This window comes from Pseudomonas sp. KK18 (assembly GCF_037094675.1).
Classification (GTDB): domain Bacteria; phylum Pseudomonadota; class Gammaproteobacteria; order Pseudomonadales; family Pseudomonadaceae; genus Aquipseudomonas.
Window position 1 is genome coordinate 6,693,825 of the sequence record NZ_CP146605.1, and the last position, 20,172, is coordinate 6,713,996.

14 protein-coding genes are annotated in these 20,172 nt (G+C 61.4%); 12 read left to right on the forward strand and 2 right to left on the reverse strand.

The features are described 5' to 3' along the window. Nucleotides 1-151 precede the first annotated feature (151 nt). Entirely contained in the window at nt 152-1,528 is a 1,377-nt protein-coding gene (locus V6607_RS30490) for an L-serine ammonia-lyase (RefSeq protein WP_008434038.1), read from the reverse strand. A gap of 436 nt (nt 1,529-1,964) precedes the next feature. Here V6607_RS30490 and V6607_RS30495 point away from each other — a divergent pair, with 436 nt between their 5' ends. The 3 genes from V6607_RS30495 (at nt 1,965) to choV (ending at nt 5,000) form a co-directional block, all read left to right on the forward strand. Next, nucleotides 1,965-2,912 (forward strand): choline ABC transporter substrate-binding protein, encoded by a 948-nt coding sequence (locus V6607_RS30495; RefSeq protein ID WP_003216912.1) that lies wholly within the window; start codon nt 1,965-1,967, stop codon nt 2,910-2,912. 67 nt (nt 2,913-2,979) lie between these two features. Then, on the forward strand, nt 2,980-3,825 hold the full coding sequence (gene choW, locus V6607_RS30500; protein WP_003216909.1) for a choline ABC transporter permease subunit: 846 nt from the start codon (nt 2,980-2,982) through the stop codon (nt 3,823-3,825). Continuing rightward, nucleotides 3,822-5,000, forward strand: a complete 1,179-nt coding sequence (gene choV / locus V6607_RS30505; protein ID WP_134327444.1) for a choline ABC transporter ATP-binding protein — start codon at nt 3,822-3,824, stop codon at nt 4,998-5,000. Before choW ends, choV begins: the two co-directional genes overlap by 4 nt. Nucleotides 5,001-5,154: 154 nt before the next feature. Here choV and V6607_RS30510 read toward each other — a convergent pair whose 3' ends face one another. Then, on the reverse strand, nt 5,155-7,089 hold the full coding sequence (locus V6607_RS30510) for a BCCT family transporter (protein ID WP_236260840.1): 1,935 nt from the start codon (nt 7,087-7,089) through the stop codon (nt 5,155-5,157). Between the two features lie 376 nt (nt 7,090-7,465). Between V6607_RS30510 and betI the strand changes: the two genes are divergently transcribed. The 9 genes from betI (at nt 7,466) to V6607_RS30555 (ending at nt 19,954) form a co-directional block, all read left to right on the forward strand. After that, nucleotides 7,466-8,059 (forward strand): transcriptional regulator BetI, encoded by a 594-nt coding sequence (gene betI / locus V6607_RS30515; protein WP_003216902.1) that lies wholly within the window; start codon nt 7,466-7,468, stop codon nt 8,057-8,059. Nucleotides 8,060-8,120: 61 nt separating this feature from the next. Further along, on the forward strand, nt 8,121-9,593 hold the full coding sequence (gene betB, locus V6607_RS30520) for a betaine-aldehyde dehydrogenase (protein ID WP_003216900.1): 1,473 nt from the start codon (nt 8,121-8,123) through the stop codon (nt 9,591-9,593). Nucleotides 9,594-9,789: 196 nt separating this feature from the next. Then, nucleotides 9,790-11,493, forward strand: coding sequence for a choline dehydrogenase (gene betA / locus V6607_RS30525; protein ID WP_087693216.1), 1,704 nt, complete (start codon nt 9,790-9,792; stop codon nt 11,491-11,493). 211 nt (nt 11,494-11,704) lie between these two features. Then, nucleotides 11,705-13,147, forward strand: a complete 1,443-nt coding sequence (locus tag V6607_RS30530; RefSeq protein WP_134327445.1) for a TldD/PmbA family protein — start codon at nt 11,705-11,707, stop codon at nt 13,145-13,147. Then, complete coding sequence (locus V6607_RS30535) at nt 13,147-14,463, forward strand: TldD/PmbA family protein (RefSeq protein ID WP_134327446.1); 1,317 nt, start codon at nt 13,147-13,149, stop codon at nt 14,461-14,463. The genes V6607_RS30530 and V6607_RS30535 overlap by 1 nt, the downstream gene beginning before the upstream one ends. A gap of 329 nt (nt 14,464-14,792) precedes the next feature. Then, nucleotides 14,793-15,683 carry an alpha/beta hydrolase gene (locus V6607_RS30540; RefSeq protein WP_134327447.1) on the forward strand — a complete coding sequence of 297 codons (891 nt, stop codon included), beginning with the start codon at nt 14,793-14,795 and terminating at the stop codon, nt 15,681-15,683. Between the two features lie 36 nt (nt 15,684-15,719). Then, nucleotides 15,720-17,147: a multidrug transporter subunit MdtD gene (gene mdtD / locus V6607_RS30545; protein ID WP_134327448.1), complete on the forward strand. Its 1,428-nt coding sequence runs from the start codon at nt 15,720-15,722 to the stop codon at nt 17,145-17,147. Between the two features lie 130 nt (nt 17,148-17,277). Continuing rightward, entirely contained in the window at nt 17,278-18,615 is a 1,338-nt protein-coding gene (gene dbpA, locus V6607_RS30550) for an ATP-dependent RNA helicase DbpA (protein WP_236260841.1), read from the forward strand. Between the two features lie 160 nt (nt 18,616-18,775). Then, the gene (locus tag V6607_RS30555) at nt 18,776-19,954 is read left to right on the forward strand and encodes an NAD(P)/FAD-dependent oxidoreductase (RefSeq protein ID WP_003216890.1); all 1,179 of its coding nucleotides are present in this window, start codon (nt 18,776-18,778) and stop codon (nt 19,952-19,954) included. Nucleotides 19,955-20,172 lie beyond the last annotated feature (218 nt).

Below are 20,172 nucleotides of genomic sequence, written 5' to 3' on the forward strand. Positions count from 1 at the left end.
GTTCTGGTGTTCACTTTATGAGCAGTGTTGCCCGGTCTACCGCATTCGCGAGCAAGCCCGCTCCCACACTTGACCGCGTTTTTTCAGTAGGAACTCGGTCGAATGTGGGAGCGGGCTTGCTCGCGAATGCAGGCGACGCGGTCTTTCCGGATCAACACTCCACCGCACTCACCGCCAACCCACCCCGCGATGTTTCCTTGTACTTGTCATGCATATCCGCCCCGGTATCGCGCATGGTGCGGATCACCCGGTCCAGCGAGATGAAGTGCTGGCCATCCCCCCGCAGCGCCATCTGCGCCGCGTTGATCGCCTTCACCGCGGCAATCGCATTACGCTCGATGCACGGCACCTGCACCAGCCCGCCTACCGGGTCGCAGGTCAGGCCGAGGTTGTGTTCCAGGCCAATCTCCGCCGCGTTGCACAATTGCTCCGGCGTAGCCCCGAGGATCTCCGCCAACCCCGCCGCCGCCATGGCGCACGCCGAGCCGACTTCACCCTGGCAGCCGACTTCGGCACCCGAGATCGACGCGTTCTTCTTACACAGGATGCCCACCGCCGCTGCGCCGAGGAAATAGTCGACCACGTTGGCTTCGGTCACTTCTTCGCTGAACTTCATGAAGTAGTGCAGCACCGCCGGGATGATCCCCGCCGCGCCGTTGGTCGGTGCCGTGACCATGCGCCCGCCGGCGGCGTTTTCTTCATTCACCGCCAGGGCGAACAGGTTGACCCATTCCATCGCGCTCAAGGTCGAGCCGATCACGTTCGGCTTGCCCAGCTCCTGCAAGCTGCGGTGCAACTTGGCTGCACGCCGCCGAACATTAAGGCCGCCGGGAAGGATGCCTTCGTGCTTTAGGCCTTGCTCCACGCAATCCTGCATGGCGCGCCAAAGCTTCATCAGGCCGCTGCGGATTTCTTCTTCCGAGCGCCAGGTTTTTTCGTTCGCCAACATCAGCTCAGCGACGCGCAGGTTGTGGGTCTTGCACAGCTGCAGCAGTTCCACCGCACTGGAAAAATCATAGGGCAGCTCGGTGCGGTCCATGTCCGCCACGCCGCTGTTGGCCTGGGCTTCATCCACCACGAATCCGCCGCCCACCGAGTAGTAGGTGTCGCGGTGCAGCTCGCCGTTATCACCGAACACCACCAGGGTCATGGCATTGGGGTGGAACGGCAGGTTTTCGTCGATCAGGCGCATGTCCCGCGCCCATAAGAAAGGCACCGGCAAACGTGCGTCCAGCAGCAGGGTGTTGGTCTCGCGCAGGGTTTCGATGCGGATGCCGATCTGTGACGGATCGATCGCGTCCGGCCACTCGCCCATCAGGCCCATGATCACCGCGTTGTCGCTGCCGTGACCGATGCCCGTGGCCGATAAGGAGCCATACAGCTGAACTTCGACGCGCCTGACTTGTTCCAACACATCACGTTCACGTAATCCTTGAACGAACAACGCCGCGGCGCGCATGGGGCCGACGGTGTGAGAACTCGAAGGCCCAATGCCGATCTTGAACAGGTCGAAAACGCTGATAGCCATTGCCGTGAAACTCCTCGATGAGCACAGGCCAGGCGCACATAACGCCTGGTGACGGAGCTGCTACGCTCATGTCGCAATCCGCCCAGATGCGGCCATCATCAAGCTTTTGCTGGCGCTCACGGCGTCTCACACCGACGTACCCATGCTCATCAGCGCCGCTGTTGTGGAAGGCGACGTTTTGGCCGTTTTTTGCGGTGCAGATCGGTAAAAAGTGCAGTTTTGCCGTGGAAAAAATCTGTAAGCGACGTCACCGACACTGGATACGACCATCCCTGTACTGGATACGACGCCCCCTGTAGGCGTCAGATTTTCACTGGTACATGATCAGTCTCGACTCGTTTGCACAGTTGCGTGGCAGAGCTGTGCCGCACGCCCAACCGCAACACCTATAAGCGCGGTGTTATTGCCGCCAGAAAAACACCAGGAGTCCACCCCCATGAAAGGTTCCCCGTCGTTGTTGTTGGCCGCCATGCTGAGTCTGCCAGTCGTGGCTCACGCTGCAGAACCGGCGCAATGCCAGACCGTCAACTTCTCCGATGTCGGCTGGACCGACATCACCGTCACCACGGCCACCACCAGCGAAGTCCTCAAGGGCCTCGGCTACAAACCCCGCACCACGATGATTTCAGTACCAGTGACCTACAAGTCCCTGGCCGACGGCAAGAACATGGACATCTTCCTCGGCAACTGGATGCCGACCATGGAAAACGACATCAAGCAGTACCGTGATGCCGGCACCGTGGAAACCGTGCGCGCCAACCTGGAAAACGCCAAGTACACCCTGGCCGTACCGGAAGCGCTGTACAACAAGGGCCTGAAAGACTTCGCCGACATCGTCAAATTCAAGGATGAGCTGGGCGGCAAGATCTACGGGATCGAGCCGGGCAACGACGGCAACCGGACCATCCAGACCCTCATCGACAAGGACGCTTTCGGCCTGAAAACTGCCGGTTTCAAAGTGGTCGAATCCAGCGAAGCCGGGATGCTTTCGCAGGTGGAACGCGCCACCAAGCGCGACCAGGCCATCGTGTTCCTCGGCTGGGAACCGCATCCGATGAACACCCGCTTCAAGATGAAGTACCTGACCGGGGGTGATGATTCATTCGGCCCCAACTACGGCCAGGCCACCATCTACACCAACGTCCGCAAGGGCTACACCCAGGAATGCAGCAACGTGGGCCAGTTGCTGAAAAACCTGTCGTTCACCCTGAACATGGAAAGCACCCTGATGGGTAACGTCCTGGACGACAAAATGAAGCCCGACGCCGCCGCCAAGGCGTGGCTGAAGAAGAACCCGCAAGTGCTCGACACCTGGCTCGCCGGTGTCACCACTGTCGATGGCAAACCAGGATTGGAGGCCGTCAAAGCTTACCTCGCCAAGTAACCGCTGACCCCGGGCCGGTACGCTGGCCCGGGATGTTTTTCCTCTTCGCATGTGGACATTCACTACCATGCTGACTGAACATAAAATCCCGCTAGGCCAGTACATCGCTGCCTTCGTTGAGTGGTTGACCCAACACGGGGCCGCCTACTTCGACGCAATCGCATCGACCCTGGAAACGATGATCCACGGCGTGACGTTCGCGCTGACCTGGTTCAATCCACTGGCATTGATCGGTCTGATTGCGCTGCTCGCTCACTTCATTCAACGCAAATGGGGCCTGACCGTTTTTGTCATCGCCTCCTTCCTGCTGATCCTCAACCTGGGGTACTGGCAGGAAACCATGGAGACCCTGGCGCAAGTGCTGTTCGCCACCCTGGTCTGCGTGGTGATCGGCGTGCCGCTGGGCATTGTTGCCGCGCACAAACCGATGTTCTACACCCTGATGCGGCCGGTGCTCGATCTGATGCAGACCGTACCGACCTTCGTCTACCTCATCCCTACCCTGACCCTCTTCGGGCTGGGTGTGGTGCCCGGGCTGATTTCCACGGTGGTGTTTGCGATTGCCGCGCCTATCCGTCTGACTTACCTGGGTATCCGTGATGTGCCGCAAGAGTTGATGGACGCCGGCAAGGCCTTTGGCTGCTCGCGCCGTCAGTTGCTCTCGCGGATCGAACTGCCCCACGCCATGCCGAGCATCGCCGCCGGCATTACCCAATGCATCATGCTGTCGTTGTCGATGGTGGTGATCGCGGCCCTGGTGGGCGCCGACGGCCTCGGCAAACCGGTGGTCAACGCGCTGAACACCGCCGACATCGCCCTGGGCTTTGAAGCCGGCCTGGCGATCGTACTGCTGGCCATCATGCTCGACCGCATCTGCAAACAACCCGACGCCAAAGTAGGGGGTGATGCATGAGCATTATCCGATTCGAAAATGTCGACGTGATCTTCTCCAAAGACCCACGCGAGGCGCTCAAGCTGCTGGACCAGGGCATGACGCGCAACGAGATCCTGAAAAAGACCGGGCAGATTGTCGGCGTTGAAAACGCCAGCCTGGATGTCGAGAAAGGCGAGATCTGCGTGCTGATGGGCCTGTCCGGTTCAGGCAAGTCGAGCTTGCTGCGCTGCATCAACGGCTTGAACACCGTCAGCCGCGGCAAGCTGTTTGTGGAGCATGAAGGTCGCCAGATCGACATCGCATCCTGCACCCCCGCCGAGCTGAAAATGATGCGCACCCAGCGCATCGCCATGGTGTTCCAGAAGTTCGCCCTGATGCCCTGGCTGACGGTGCGCGAGAACATCAGCTTCGGCCTGGAAATGCAGGGCCGCCCGGAGAAAGAGCGGCGCAAGCTGGTGGATGACAAGCTGGAACTGGTGGGCCTGTCGCAGTGGCGCAACAAGAAGCCCGACGAGCTTTCCGGTGGCATGCAGCAGCGTGTCGGCCTGGCCCGCGCATTGGCGATGGACGCCGATATCCTGTTGATGGACGAACCCTTCTCGGCACTCGACCCGCTGATCCGCCAGGGCTTGCAGGATGAGTTGCTGGAGCTGCAACGCAAGCTGAGCAAGACCATCGTATTCGTGAGCCACGACCTGGATGAGGCGCTGAAACTCGGCAGCCGCATCGCGATCATGAAAGACGGGCGGATCATCCAGTACAGCGTGCCGGAAGAGATCGTGCTGAACCCGGCGGATGACTATGTGCGGACCTTCGTGGCCCACACCAACCCGCTGAATGTGCTGTGTGGCCGCAGCCTGATGCGCACGGTGGATAACTGCACCCACGTCAACGGCTCCATCAGCCTGGACCCGGGCGGTGACTCGTGGCTGGACCTGGCCGAAGGCAACACCATCAAGGGCGCGCGGCAGAACGGTTCGGTGCTGAACCTGCAGAACTGGGCACCGGGGCAAGCCGTGGAAGGTTTGGGGCGGATGCCGACGCTGGTGGATTCCAATATCGGAATGCGTGAGGCGTTGCAGATTCGGTACCAGACAGGCAACAAGCTGGTGCTGCAGGACGACAACAAGGTGGTGGGGATTCTGGGTGACAGCGAGCTCTATCACGCCCTTTTGGGCAAGAACCTGGGCTAACAGACACCGCAACATAAATGTGGGAGCGGGCTTGCTCGCGAATGCGGTGTATCAGTGTCAGATGTACTGACTGACACTGCGCATTCGCGAGCAAGCCCGCTCCCACATTTTGCTCAGGTGGTGTCAGTAACGACACCACCTGTCCTTTCAACACTCAGCTATAGACACGGCCAAGGAGCTGCCGATGGCTTTCAAACTGATCGAGCACGTCCCGGGTGATCTGCTCCTGGGTGAAGCCCATCAGGTCGTATTCCTGAGGCCCGTTGTGCAGGTAAACCTCGGCGCGGTAGTAGCGCGTGCGTTCTTCCTCGGGCAAGTCGTTCGGTGCCGACGAATAAGCATCCAGGCTGACCTCGTAGACAAACGGATTGCCCTCTTGCATCTCGATGCGCACACCAATGCAGCGCTTGGATTTGCCCAGCAGGGTCTGCACTTCCAGCCCCTGGTCACGCAACGCAGTCGCCGCTTCTTCCAGCGCCGGCGTGACGTGCTTGTCCATAAAGCGTTGCACGGTACCCTGGCTCGGTTGCAGGTCCAGGGCAGTCAAACGCTCGCTGAAACCACGCCGACCACGCTCGGCCAACTGCGCCTGCTCCAACTCGATCGCCACGTCCTGGCGCATCGCCTTGTGCAGGCCGAACATGAAGAACACCAGCACCACCGAGAACGGCAAGCCCGCCAGCACCACCATGGTTTGCATGGCTTCGAAGTTACCGGCGAACAGCAGGCCGATGGTCACCAGGGTGATCACCGCCGACCAGAAAATCCGCAGCCAGTGCGGCGCATCTTCGTCAACGTTGCCGCCCTTGCAGGACAGGTTCGCCATCATCACCGCGCCGGAATCCGCCGGGGTCAGGAACAGTACGAAGCCCACGAAGATCGACACACCGATGACGATTTTCGACGCCGGGTAATGCTCAAGCAGTTGGTAGATCGCCATGGACGGCTGTTCCAGCGCCGTCTTGCCCAACTCCACCGCGCCATGGTTCACCACCAGGTCCAGGGCCGAGTTGCCGAAGATCGACAGCCACGCCAGGGTGAAGCCCAGCGGGATCAGCAGCACGCCGGCCACCAGTTCACGCACCGTGCGACCACGGGAAATACGCGCGATGAACATGCCCACGAATGGCGCCCAGGAAATCCACCAGGCCCAGTAGAACAGGGTCCACAGGCCCATCCAGCGTTCGGTCTTGTCGGCGTCGCCTTCGTACACGTACAGGTCGAAGGTCTTCAGCACGATGCCGTTCATGTAGTCGCCGATGTTCTGCACGAAGCCGTTGAGCAGGTGCAGGGTCGGGCCGAACAGCAGCACGAAAATCAGCAGGCCGCTGAACAGCACGATGTTCAGGTTGGACAGGCGGCGAATGCCGTTCTCCACACCCGACACGGCGGCAATGGTCGCCACGGTGCTCATCACGATGATCACGATCAGCAGGTTGGTGTTGCTGTGCTGCATGCCGAACAGGTTTTCCAGCCCGGACGACACTTGCATCGAGCCAATCCCCAGGTTCGTCACCAGGCCCAGCAGGGTCACGAACATGCCGAAGCCGTCCACCGCGTGACCGGCCGCGCCTTTGACCCAACGCTCGCCCACCAGCGGGTACAGCGCCGAGCGCAGGGCCAGCGGCTGGTTATGACGGTAGGCAAAGTACGCCACGGCCAGGCCGACCAGTGCGTAGATCGCCCAGCCGTGCAGGCCCCAGTGCAGGAACGTCAACTGCAACGCCTGGCGTGCAGCTTCGCCGGTGGCCGATGCGCCTTCAGGCGGGTTGAAGTAGTGGTCCAGCGGCTCGGAGGCGCCGAAGTACAGCAGCGAGATGCCGATGCCCGACGAGAAGAGCATGCCGGCCCAGGCGCCGTAGCTGAAGTCCGGGGTGTCGTCCTTGCTGCCCAGTTTCAATTTGCCATAGGACGAAAACGCCAGGCCCACCACAAACACCAGGTAGGCGGCGATCACGACCATGTAGTACCAGCCAAAGCTTTTCGACAACCAGGCTTGGGCCACACCGAGCATCCTGCCGGCTTCCTGCGGGGCGATGATCAGAATCGCGGTCAACAACAGAATCAGCGCGGTGGAGGTGTAGAACACCCAACCGTTGACCCGCACCTTTTCTGGCGGGGTCTTTATAAGAGAGGCAGAACTCATGGCACAGATGCTCCGGGCAGTGCAGAGAAACACAAGGCAACGCTTGACCCGAGCCATCGATTTTTCGGCAGTCGACGGACGGGTGTATAAAGACACCCCGAAAAACCATAAACCCCCGGCGAACCGCTGTGCCGGGCTGTTTCATGGGTTTTCCCGATGTCAGGTGGCGCCACATGCACGTAGGAAATACCTGTAGGCAGCGACCATTTGTCGCAGATCTTATTCTTTGTTGATTGAACGTTCAATCAAAACAAAATAGACTGGCCCTCAAGCCGACGGACGTTTATCGCCCGTTGGCAGGCCTAAGGAGAGGTGCACGATGCCCAAGGTCGGTATGCAACCCATACGCCGCCAGCAGTTGATCGAAGCCACATTGACGGCCGTCGATCAGGTCGGAATGGGGGATGCCAGCATTGCGCTGATCGCCCGTCTGGCCGGTGTCTCGAATGGCATCATCAGTCACTATTTTCAGGACAAGAATGGCCTGATCGCCGCCACGATGCGGTACCTGATGAACGTGCTGATCGAGAACGTCACCGAGCGCCGGTTGGCGCTGAAAGATGACAGCCCGCGGGCCCATCTTCAGGTGATCATCGAAGGCAACTTCGACGCCAGCCAAGTCAACGGCCCGGCTATGAAAACCTGGCTGGCCTTCTGGGCCACCAGCATGCACCACCCGTCATTGCACAGGCTGCAGCGGATCAACGATCACCGTCTGTATTCCAACCTGTGTTGCCAGTTCCGCCGAGCGTTGCCGTTGCCCGAGGCACGCAGCGCAGCCCGAGGCCTGGCGGCCCTGATCGACGGTTTGTGGTTGCGCGGCGCCCTGTCGGGAGACGCTTTTGACACGGAGCAGGCGCAACGGATCGCTTACGAATACATGGATTTCCAATTGGCCAAGCAGGTGAGTTAGAGCACACATAAACGCTCAACTCCCGAACCGCGCCAACCACTAATGCACTTGCGAGGACTTTATGGCCCGTTTCGAACTGCAAAAACTCTACATTGACGGCGGCTACTCCGACGCTGGCAGCGATGCCACTTTCGAAGCCATCAACCCGGCTAACGGTGAAGTTCTCGCCAACGTGCAACGCGCCACCAAAGAAGACGTCGAGCGCGCTGTGGTCAGCGCCGAAAAGGGCCAGAAAATCTGGGCCGCCATGACTGCCATGGAGCGTTCGCGCATCCTGCGTCGTGCCGTCGATATCCTGCGTGAGCGCAACGACGAACTGGCCGCCCTGGAAACCCTGGACACCGGCAAGCCGTATTCCGAAACCCAATACGTCGACATCGTCACCGGCGCTGACGTGCTGGAATACTACGCAGGCCTGGTGCCCGCCATCGAAGGCGAGCAGATCCCGCTGCGTGACACCTCGTTCGTCTACACCCGTCGCGAGCCACTGGGCGTCGTGGCCGGTATCGGCGCATGGAACTACCCGATCCAGATCGCCCTGTGGAAATCCGCACCTGCCCTGGCGGCCGGTAACGCGATGATCTTCAAGCCAAGCGAAGTCACCTCGCTGACCACCCTGAAACTGGCTGAAATCTACACCGCCGCCGGCGTTCCGGATGGCGTGTTCAACGTCCTGACCGGCAGTGGCCGTGAAGTCGGCACCTGGCTGACCGAACACCCGCGCATCGAGAAAGTCTCCTTCACCGGCGGCACCGACACCGGCAAGAAAGTCATGGCCAGCGCTTCGAGCTCTTCGCTCAAGGAAGTCACCATGGAACTGGGCGGCAAATCCCCGCTGATCATTTTCGACGACGCCGACCTCGACCGCGCCGCCGACATCGCGATGATGGCCAACTTCTACAGCTCGGGCCAGGTCTGCACCAACGGCACCCGCGTGTTCGTTCCGACCGCCCTCAAAGGCGCGTTCGAAGCCAAGATCGCCGAGCGCGTTGCCCGCATCCGCATCGGCAACCCGGAAGATGAAAACACCAACTTCGGCCCGCTGGTCAGCTTCGCCCACATGGAAAGCGTGCTCGGCTACATCGCCAAAGGTAAAGAAGAAGGCGCCCGCGTGCTGTGCGGCGGCGACCGTCTGACCGACGGTGAATTCGCCAAGGGTGCCTACGTGGCCCCGACCGTGTTCACTGACTGCACCGACGAAATGACAATCGTGCGTGAAGAAATCTTCGGCCCGGTGATGAGCATCCTCACCTACGACACCGAAGAAGAAGTGATCCGCCGTGCCAACGACACCGACTTCGGCCTGGCCGCGGGCCTGGTGACCAAGGACCTGAACCGCGCCCACCGCGTGATTCATCAGCTGGAAGCCGGTATCTGCTGGATCAACGCCTGGGGCGAGTCCGACGCGAAGATGCCGGTGGGCGGCTACAAGCAGTCGGGCGTGGGCCGTGAAAACGGGATCAGCTCGCTGAACAACTTCACTCGCATCAAATCGGTACAGGTTGAGCTGGGCGACTACGCCTCGGTGTTCTAAAACCTGATTGAGCCTGGCATGGCCCATGTGGCGAGGGGGCTTGCTCCCGTCGGGCTGCGAAGCAGCCCCATGCCAGGTACCGCAGTTCTTTCAGACAGAACTCGAGCGCTGACTTTGCGACTGCTGCGCAGTCGAACGGGAGCAAGCTCCCTCGCCACAAAAGCAGCCTGAACCAACTTTCACGAGGGTGCATTCAATGTCCCAAGAATACGACTACATCATTGTGGGTGCCGGCTCCGCCGGTAACACCCTGGCGACCCGTCTGACCGAAGACGAAGGCGTCACAGTCCTGCTGCTGGAAGCCGGCGGCCCGGACTATCGTTTCGATTTCCGTACCCAGATGCCAGCCGCCCTGGCGTTCCCGCTGCAAGGCCGCCGCTATAACTGGGCCTACGAAACCGATCCAGAGCCACACATGGACGGCCGCCGGATGGAGTGCGGTCGTGGCAAGGGCCTCGGCGGCTCCTCGCTGATCAACGGCATGTGCTACATCCGCGGCAACGCGATGGACTACGACAACTGGTCGAAACTGCCGGGCCTGGAAGACTGGACCTACCTGGACTGCCTGCCGTATTTCCGTAAAGCCGAAACCCGCGACATCGGCCCGAACGACTACCACGGTGGCGACGGCCCGGTCAGCGTGACCACGCCAAAGGCCGGCAACAACCCGCTGTTCCACGCGATGGTTGAAGCCGGCGTACAGGCCGGTTACCCACGTACCGAAGACTTGAACGGCTACCAGCAGGAAGGCTTCGGCCCGATGGACCGTACCGTGACGCCAAACGGTCGTCGCGCCAGCACCGCTCGCGGTTACCTGGACACGGCCAAGAAGCGCTCGACGCTGACCATCGTCACCCACGCCCTGACCGACAAAGTCCTGTTCGAAGGCAAGCGCGCCGTCGGCGTGCGTTACCTGATCGGTGCTGCCGAAGAGCGCGTTGAAGCCCGTGCCCGCAAGGAAGTCCTGGTGTGCAGCGGCGCAATCGCTTCGCCGCAACTGCTGCAACGTTCCGGCGTCGGCCCGGCGAAACTGCTGGAAAGCCTCGACATCCCGGTGGTCCACGACCTGCCAGGCGTCGGCGAAAACCTGCAGGATCACCTCGAGCTGTACCTGCAATACGCCTGCACCCAACCGGTCTCGCTGTACCCGTCGCTGCTCTGGTACAACCAGCCGGCCATTGGTGCCGAATGGCTGTTCAACGGCACCGGCATCGGCGCCAGCAACCAGTTCGAAGCGGGCGGTTTCATCCGTACCCGTGAAGAATTCGATTGGCCGAACATCCAGTACCACTTCCTGCCGGTGGCGATTAACTACAACGGCAGCAACGGTGTGAAAGAGCACGGTTTCCAGGCGCACATGGGTTCCATGCGTTCGCCGAGCCGTGGCCGCGTGCAGCTGAAGTCGAAGAACCCACGGGAATACCCGAGCATCCTCTTCAACTACATGGCCACCGAACAGGACTGGCAGGAATTCCGTGACGGCATCCGCCTGACCCGTGAAATCATGCAGCAGCCGGCGCTGGATCAATACCGTGGCCGCGAAATCAGCCCGGGCATCGACGTGCAGACCGACGAGCAACTGGATAAATTTATCCGCGAGCACGCCGAGACCGCGTTCCACCCGTCCTGCTCGTGCAAGATGGGCACCGACGAGATGGCCGTGGTTGACGCCGAAGGCCGTGTGCATGGCATGCAGGGTCTGCGCGTAGTTGACGCGTCGATCATGCCGATCATCACCACCGGCAACCTGAACGCGCCGACAATCATGATCGCCGAGAAAATCGCCGACAAGATCCGTGGCCGCAAGCCACTGCCGCGCAGCACTGCGGATTACTACGTGGCAGGCGATGCGCCGGTGCGTGGCAAGCCGATGCGTGAAGTGGGTCCTACTGCGCAGTAACTGATGGACCGAGGTGCTCCCTTCGCGAGCAAGCCCGCTCCCACATTTTTGACCGTGTGAACCCGATCAAATGTGGGAGGGGGCTTGCTCCCGAAGAGGCCCGATCTGACACCGCAAGACCTCCCGCCCGCCTACACTTTCCTTGATCAGCTCCCAGCCCAGGCCTACTCTGTTTGCCTGCCCGCGCCGAGCCGCCCACAAGGAAGGCCCCATGTTCGAACACCACGCCACACTCAAAAAGCAGTTCAGTGCCCTGCGCACTACCGCCGAATTCTTTTCCCTGCGCTACGTCCGCGAGTCCGGCCAGTACCTGTCGGTACGCAAGAACGTCGCCGAGCCGCCACACCTCAGCCAGGACGAAGGCGCGATGCTCACCGTGCGCCTCAATGGCGTCGAAGCCTACGCCGCCACCCACGACATTTCCCTGCCCGGCCTGCAAGCCGCCCTTGAGCGCGCCGAACAGCAAGCCCGGCTCATCAAGCCCCACGCCCTGCTCGACCTGCGCGACCAGCCAGTGTCCAGCGACATTGCCGACTACCTGTCGCCGAGCCTCGACCAGCCCTTCCCGTCCCTGAGCGACTGCTACCAACTGCTCGGCGCCGAATCGGCCGCCGTGCCCAAGGACGAGCGCCTGGTGAACTGGGAAGTCAGCCTGGGCACCACCCACGTCGAACAGATCTACCTCAACAGCGCCGGCGCCGAACTGCGCCAGGCCCAGCGGTTTGTGTTCCCGGGTGTCAACGTCACGGCCTACGACGGCAACGACAGCCAGACCCGCACCCTGGGCGGCACCAACTTCGGCCAGCAAGGCGGCTTCGACGTGATCAGCCGCTTCGGCTTGGTGGGCGCCGCGCCGCAGATTGCCGACCAGGCACTGCAACTGCTGCTGGCCCCGAACACGCCCCAGGGCCCGCGCGACCTGCTGCTGATGCCCGACCAGATGATCCTGCAGATCCACGAATCCATCGGCCACCCGCTGGAACTCGACCGCATCCTGGGCGACGAGCGCAATTACGCCGGCACCAGCTTCGTCAAGGCCAGCGATTTCGGTCACCTGCAATACGGCTCCAACCTGCTGAACGTGACCTTCGATCCGGACATTCCCGAGCAGCTCGCCAGCTATGGGCATGACGACGACGGCACGAAGGCCAGCAAACAATTTCTGATCCGCGAAGGCTTGCTGCTCAAGCCGTTGGGCGGTGCGTTGTCGCAATACCGCGCCGGCATGCAAGGCGTGGCCAACAGCCGTGCCTGCAGCTGGAACCGCGCGCCGATCGACCGCATGGCCAACCTGAATATCGAGGCCGGCGACCAGAACATGGCGCAGCTGATTGGCGGCATCGAGAACGGCATCCTGATGTCCACCAACCGTTCGTGGTCGATTGACGATGCACGCAACAAATTCCAGTTTGGCTGCGAGTGGGGCCAGTTGATTGAAAACGGCGAGCTCAAAGGCGTGGTAAAGAACCCCAACTACCGGGCGATTTCCGCGCAGTTCTGGCGCAACCTCAGCGCCGTCGGCGACGCCAGCACCTTCAAGGTGCTGGGCACGCCGAACTGCGGCAAGGGCGAACCCAACCAGGTGATCCGCGTCGGCCATGCGTCGCCGGCCTGTGTGTTCAGCAACGTGGACGTGTTCGGGGGAGACGCCTGATGAATAATTTCAAAGCCCTGGTGGATTGGCTCAAGCAGGCCATCACCGACCACGAACAATTCCACCTCGGCTACGCCGACGAGTCCTCCGAGTTTGTGCGTTTCAACCACGGCAAAGTGCGCCAGGCCGGCCAGGTGCAACAGGCCAGCCTGAACCTGAAGCTGATCAACGACGGGCGCCACGCCGACCTCGGTATCACCCTGGCGGGCGAGCCTGAACTGGATCGCCAGCGCCTGGCCGACGGCCTGCAACAACTGCGCGAGACCTTGCCGTTGTTGCCCCAGGATCCGTACCTGCTGCTCAACCACAACGCCTGGCAAAACAAGGACCAGCAGGACCGACCACTGCCGGACCTGGCCCAGGTGCTGGAAGCAATCAGCCTGGCCGCTGAAGGTGTGGACATGGTCGGCTTCTACGCCGCCGGCCCTATCAGCCGTGGCTTCGCCAGTTCATCAGGCGCCTTCGGCTGGCACCAGGCCAACAGTTTCAACTTCGACTTCAGCCTGTTCCACGCCAACGGTGAAGCGGTGAAAGCCAGCTACGCCGGCAACGATTGGGACAGCGTGGCCTTCGCCCAGCGTTTCAAGCAGGCCCGTGAGCAACTGGAATACCTTGATCGCCCGCTGCACCCGCTGGCACCGGGGCAATACCGCGCCTACCTTGCCCCGGCGGCCATGGAAGAAATCATCAGCATGCTCACCTGGGGCGGGTTTTCCGCCCAGGCCATCGCCAGCAAAGGCAGCCCGTTGCAACGGTTGTATGGCGGTGATCAGTCCTTGAGCCCGCTGGTGACCCTGGACGAACAGGTCAGCGGCTCCCTGAGCTCGGCGTTTTCCCGTGACGGCTATCCGCGCAGTGATGTGAAGCTGATCAATGCCGGCAATGCTGAAGGCCAATTGGTGAACTCCCGCAGTGCTGCCGAATACGGCTTGAGCACCAATGGCGCCAGCGGCGATGAATCTCCCAGCGCCCTGCAGATGGCGGCCGGCAACCTGGCCCAGGCCGATATCCTCAAGCAATTGGGTACCGGTTTGTACATCAGCAACCTGTGGTACCTGAACTACTCCGACCAGCCCGCCGCACGCCTGACCGGCATGACCCGCTTCGCCACGTTCTGGGTAGAGGATGGCGAGATCAAGGCGCCGGTCAGCACCATGCGCTTTGATGACAGCGTGTACAGCCTGCTGGGCACGCAACTGGAAGCGCTGACCGCTGATCGGGAATTGCTGCTGTCGGCGAGTACGTATAGCCAGCGCAATACGTCATCCAATCTGCTGCCGGGGGCGCTGGTAAAACGCCTGACCCTGACCTTATAAGCAACGCAAAACCCATGTGGGAGCGGGCTTGCTCGCGAATGCGGCGTGTCAGCCACTACATCTGTGACTGAGGCACCGCATTCGCGAGCAAGCCCGCTCCCACAGTTGATCGCATTCCACATTTTGATTCGGTTCATCCTCAAAACCCCACTCCAGACACCTGGCCGTCCGGCCAGTTGTCGCTCGCGAAAAACCTCGTTATAAAGGTTGGTGGCACCTAGCCACGTCCGCGCGGTAAAAAAACTCAAACAACACCCCGCCGTCCTCAACCCACTTGCACGCAAGTGATGCACGACCTTGCCCGGGATAGGGCAAGCTGGAGCGTTGACATGAACCATGGAAGTTTTGTCATTGAAAAGCTGTTCAAGCACTACAACGTTCACGTAGAGCAGCTTGGTAACAACCCAGAGAAGAAAACCGTGCTGTTGGTCAACGGCGCGCTGTCCACCACCCGCTCGTTTGCACGCACCAGCAAGTGCCTGTCCGAGCACTTCAATGTGCTGATGTTCGACCTGCCGTTCTCCGGCTATTCACGCCCGCACAACACCGACCTCGACCTTGTGACCAAGGACGATGAAGTGCAGATCCTGCGCGCTCTGGTGGAACGCTTTGAGGTCAACCACCTGGTGTCTGCCTCATGGGGCGGGATTTCCACGCTGCTGACCCTCGCCCATAACCCGCCGTCGATTGAAAGCTCGGTGGTGATGGCACTGGCGCCCAACCTCAACCAGGCCATGCTCGAATACGTAGAGCGGGTGCGCGTGCTGATCGAGGCCGATGACAAATCCGCCGTCGGCCATCTGCTGAATGAAACCGTGGGCAAATACCTGTCGCCCCGGCTCAAGCGCAACAACCACCGGCACCTGTCGACCATGGCCACCACCGAGTATCGCCAGGCACGCTTCCATATCCATCAGGTGCTGGCGCTGGGTGACGGCAACTACCTGCCGCAACTGACCCGGATCGAAACCCCGGTGCACTTCCTCAACGGCGTGCTGGACGAGTACACCCCGGCAGACGAAGCCCACCTGTTCAAGAAATACGTAGGCCGCAGCAGCTTCGCCACCGCCGAACACACTGGCCATTTGCTCGACCTGGAATCCCGCGAAGCGGCCCTGGCCGTGCACCGCGCGCTGATTGATTTCCTGGTGGGCAAACACGTGGAGTTGTCAGATATAGACGAAGGGCCAGTGGGAAAAGGAGCTGCCGATGGCGCATAATCGCCGACACATAGGCTGCTAACAAAAAGGTAACTCATGCCGAATCGCGCCCCTCTCGATGCCAAGACCGCCCGCTGGCTACCCTGGGTGGTAGCGATTGCCTTCTTCATGCAGTCGCTGGATGGGACGATTCTCAACACCGCCTTGCCGGCCATGGCTCGAGACCTGGCGGAGAACCCCTTGCGCATGCAAGGCGTAGTGATTGCCTACATGCTCACCGTGGCCCTGCTGATTCCCGCCTCGGGTTGGGTGGCCGACCGCTTCGGCACCAAGAAGATCTTCTTCGGCGCGATCATGCTGTTCAGCATTGGCTCGTTGCTCTGCGCGCTCTCCAGCACGCTGACCATGCTGGTGGGCGCCCGGGTGATCCAGGGCCTGGGCGGTGCGTTGATGTTGCCGGTGGGCAGGCTGGTGGTGCTGCGCGCCTACCCGCGCTCGGAGCTGGTGCGCATCATGGGTTTCATCACCATTCCCGGGCTGCTGGGCCCGCTGCTCGGCCCGACCATGGGCGGCTGGATGGTGCAATACCTGACCTGGCACTGGATCTTCCTGATCAACCTGCCGGTGGGCATCATCGGCTGCTACGCCGTCTGGAAATTCATCCCCGACCTGCGCGGCAGCGAACGTACGCGGTTCGACGGCGTGGGTTTCCTGCTGTTCGGCGCGGCGATGGTGCTGATCACTATCGCCATGGAAGGCCTCGGCGAATTGCACCTGCCGCACCTGCGGGTGATGTTGCTGCTGTTCGGCGGCCTCGCGTGCCTGGCGGCTTACTGGCTGCGCGCCGGGCATATCGAGAACCCGCTGTTCTCGCCGGTGCTGTTCAAGACCCGGACCTTTGCGGTGGGCATCCTCGGCAACCTGTTCGCTCGCCTGGGCAGCGGCGCGTTGCCGTTCCTGGTGCCGCTGTTGCTGCAGGTGGCGCTCGGTTACTCACCGTCCGAAGCCGGGATGAGCATGCTGCCCCTGGCGGCGGCGGCGATGTTTGCCAAGTCCATCGCCCGGCCGCTGATCGAGCGCCTGGGCTACCGCGTGGTGCTGACCGGCAACACCCTGGCGCTGGGCATCATGCTGGCGAGCATGGGCCTGGTCAGCGAACACACGCCCTACCCGCTGCTGCTGAGCATGCTGGCGATCCTCGGGGCGATCAACTCGCTGCAATTCACCGCGATGAACACCGTGACCCTGATCGACCTCGACGACGCCCAGGCCAGCAGCGGCAACAGTTTGCTGTCGGTGGTGGCGCAGTTGTCCCTGAGCCTTGGGGTGGCCTGCGCCGGTGCGCTGCTGGGTGGTTTTACCGCCGAAGTGGGCAACGACGGGGTCGACACCGTGCTCGGCGCGTTCCAGTTGACCTTCGTCACCGTGGGCATCATGGCGATGCTGGCGGCGGCGATCTTCCTGCAATTGTCGCCAAAAGACGGCAAACGCGTGGTCAGCCGTGAGCACGACATTGAGCATTAACAGGCTTCTCGTCTAGAACTTGCAGGGAAAATCCCACGAGGCTGGTACACTACGCGACATTTTGTTTTGCAGAGCCAGTCCCGTGACTACCATCGCCACCGCTTTTAATACTTTGCCCCTGTCCGCCGCCATGCTGGCTAACCTCGACTCGCTGGGTTATGTCGAGATGACGCAGATCCAGGCGCAAAGCTTGCCGGTGATCCTCAAAGGGCTGGACCTGATTGCCCAGGCCAAGACCGGCAGCGGCAAGACCGCAGCCTTCGGCATCGGCCTGCTGAACCCGATCAACCCGCGCTACTTCGGTTGCCAGGCACTGGTCATGTGCCCGACCCGCGAGCTGGCTGACCAGGTGGCCAAGGAAATCCGTCGCCTGGCCCGCGCCGAAGACAACATCAAGGTGCTGACCCTGTGCGGCGGCGTGTCCCTCGGCCCGCAGATCGCCTCCCTGGAGCACGGCGCCCACGTCATCGTCGGCACCCCGGGCCGCATCCAGCAGCACCTGCGCAAGGGTTCGCTGGTTTTGGACGGCTTGAACACGCTGATCCTCGATGAAGCCGACCGCATGCTCGACATGGGCTTCTACGACGCCATCGAAGACATCATCAGCAAGACCCCGGCCCGCCGCCAGACCCTGCTGTTCTCGGCCACCTACCCGGTGAGCATCAAGCAACTGGCCTCGAAATTCATGCGCGCGCCGCAACAGGTCAAGGCCGAAGCGTTCCACTCGGACGACCAGATCGAGCAACGCTTCTACGAGATCTCCCCGGAAGAGCGCATGGACGCGGTGACCAAGGTCCTGGCGCATTTCCGCCCGGCGTCTTGCGTAGCCTTCTGCTTTACCAAGCAGCAAGTGCAGGAAACCGTGGATCACCTGACCGCCAAGGGCATCTCCGCCGTTGGCCTGCATGGCGACCTGGAACAGCGCGACCGTGACCAGGTACTGGCGATGTTCGCCAACCGCAGTACTTCGGTACTGGTCGCCACTGACGTGGCTGCCCGTGGCCTGGACATTGATGCACTGGACATGGTGATCAACGTCGAACTGGCCCGCGACTCGGAAATCCACATCCACCGCGTGGGCCGTACCGGTCGCGCGGGTGAGACTGGCATCGCTATCAGCCTGGTTGCCCCGTCTGAAGCCCACCGCGCCCAGGCCATCGAGCAGTTGCAGAAGTCGCCGCTGAACTGGGACCAGTTGGACAACCTCAAGCCGCAAAGCGGCGGCCCGTTGCTGCCGGTGATGAGCACCCTGTGCATCGCCGCTGGCCGTAAAGACAAGGTTCGCCCGGGCGATATCCTTGGCGCACTGACCGGTGAAGCCGGGATTCCGGGGGCCCAGGTCGGCAAGATCGCGATCTTTGATTTCCAGGCCTTTGTGGCCGTGGAACGTGGGATCGCCAAACAGGCGCTGCAGCGCTTGAATGACGGCAAGATCAAAGGCCGTTCGTTGCGCGTGCGTATCCTGTAAAGATCTCAAGCTATACCGAGATCAAAAATGTGGGAGCGGGCTTGCTCGCGAATGCGGAGTGTCAGTCACCGAATCTGTCGACTGATACACCGCATTCGCGAGCAAGCCCGCTCCCACATTTGACTGTATTCCAATTCAGAATTTGTATGAGGACATGGCTGTGCGCTCGACCGAAGTTGTGATCATTGGCGCCGGCGCCGCAGGCTTGATGTGTGCGCTGACCGCCGCCGGGCGTGGGCGCAAGGTGATGTTGATCGACCACGCGAACAAGGCCGGCAAAAAGATCCTGATGTCCGGCGGTGGCCGCTGCAACTTCACCAATATGTACACGGAGCCTGCCAACTTCCTCTCCCACAACGCGCACTTCTGCAAGTCCGCCCTGGCCCGCTACACCCAGTGGGATTTCATCGGGCTGGTGGCCAAGCACGGCGTGCCGTACCACGAGAAAAAACTCGGCCAGCTGTTCTGCGACAACAAGTCCAGCGACATCCTCGGGATGCTGTTGGATGAGTGCATCCAGGTCGGCGTGAGCATGCACCTGGACACCTCGGTGCAGGAGATTGCCAAGGTCGATGGCGGCTATCAGTTGCAAACCACCCTGGGTGAGTTGCGCTGCGAATCACTGGTGATCGCCACCGGCGGGCTGTCGATCCCGACCCTGGGGGCCACCGGCTTTGGTTATCAAGTGGCCAAGCAGTTCGGCCATGAACTGCTGCCAACCCGCGCCGGGCTGGTGCCGTTCACCATCACCGACCAGCTCAAGGAATTGTGCGGCGAGCTGTCCGGTACGTCCGTGGATTGCCTGGTGAGCTGCAACGACCAAAGCTTTCGCGAGAACATCCTGTTTACCCACCGCGGCCTGAGCGGGCCGGCGATCCTGCAGATTTCTTCCTACTGGGAACCCGGCGACACGGTGGAAATCAACCTGCTGCCCGACCACGACGCCCACACCTGGCTGCAAGCGCAACAGGTGGAGCGCCCGAACAGCGAGCTGAAAACCCTGCTGGGTGAGATCTTCACCAAGAAGATGGCCAACCTGCTGGCCGAAACCTGGTTCGTTTCCAAGCCGATGAAGCAGTACACCCACGCCGAGATTGCCGACATCGCCGGCAAACTGGGGAGCTGGCAACTGGTGCCGGCGGGTACTGAAGGCTATCGCACCGCCGAGGTCACCCTGGGTGGCGTGGACACCCGGGAAGTCTCGTCCAAGACCATGGAATCCCTGAAAAGCCCCGGTTTGTACTTCATCGGCGAAGTGTTGGATGTGACCGGTCACCTGGGCGGGTTCAATTTCCAGTGGGCGTGGGCTTCCGGTTATGCCGCTGCCCAATTTGCCTGACGGAACGCGGTAAAAAAATGTGGGAGCGGGCTTGCTCGCGAAGGCGGAGTGTCAGCTAATACATCAGTGACTGATACACCGCCTTCGCGAGCAAGCCCGCTCCCACATTTGGTTCGTGGTGTGCTTGGAAGTAATGACTGGAATAAATTTTGCTCTCAGATGTGATCGCCACGCTTGCCGTGGCGTCATTACTGGCTCAATTTAGCGGCATCGTCCCG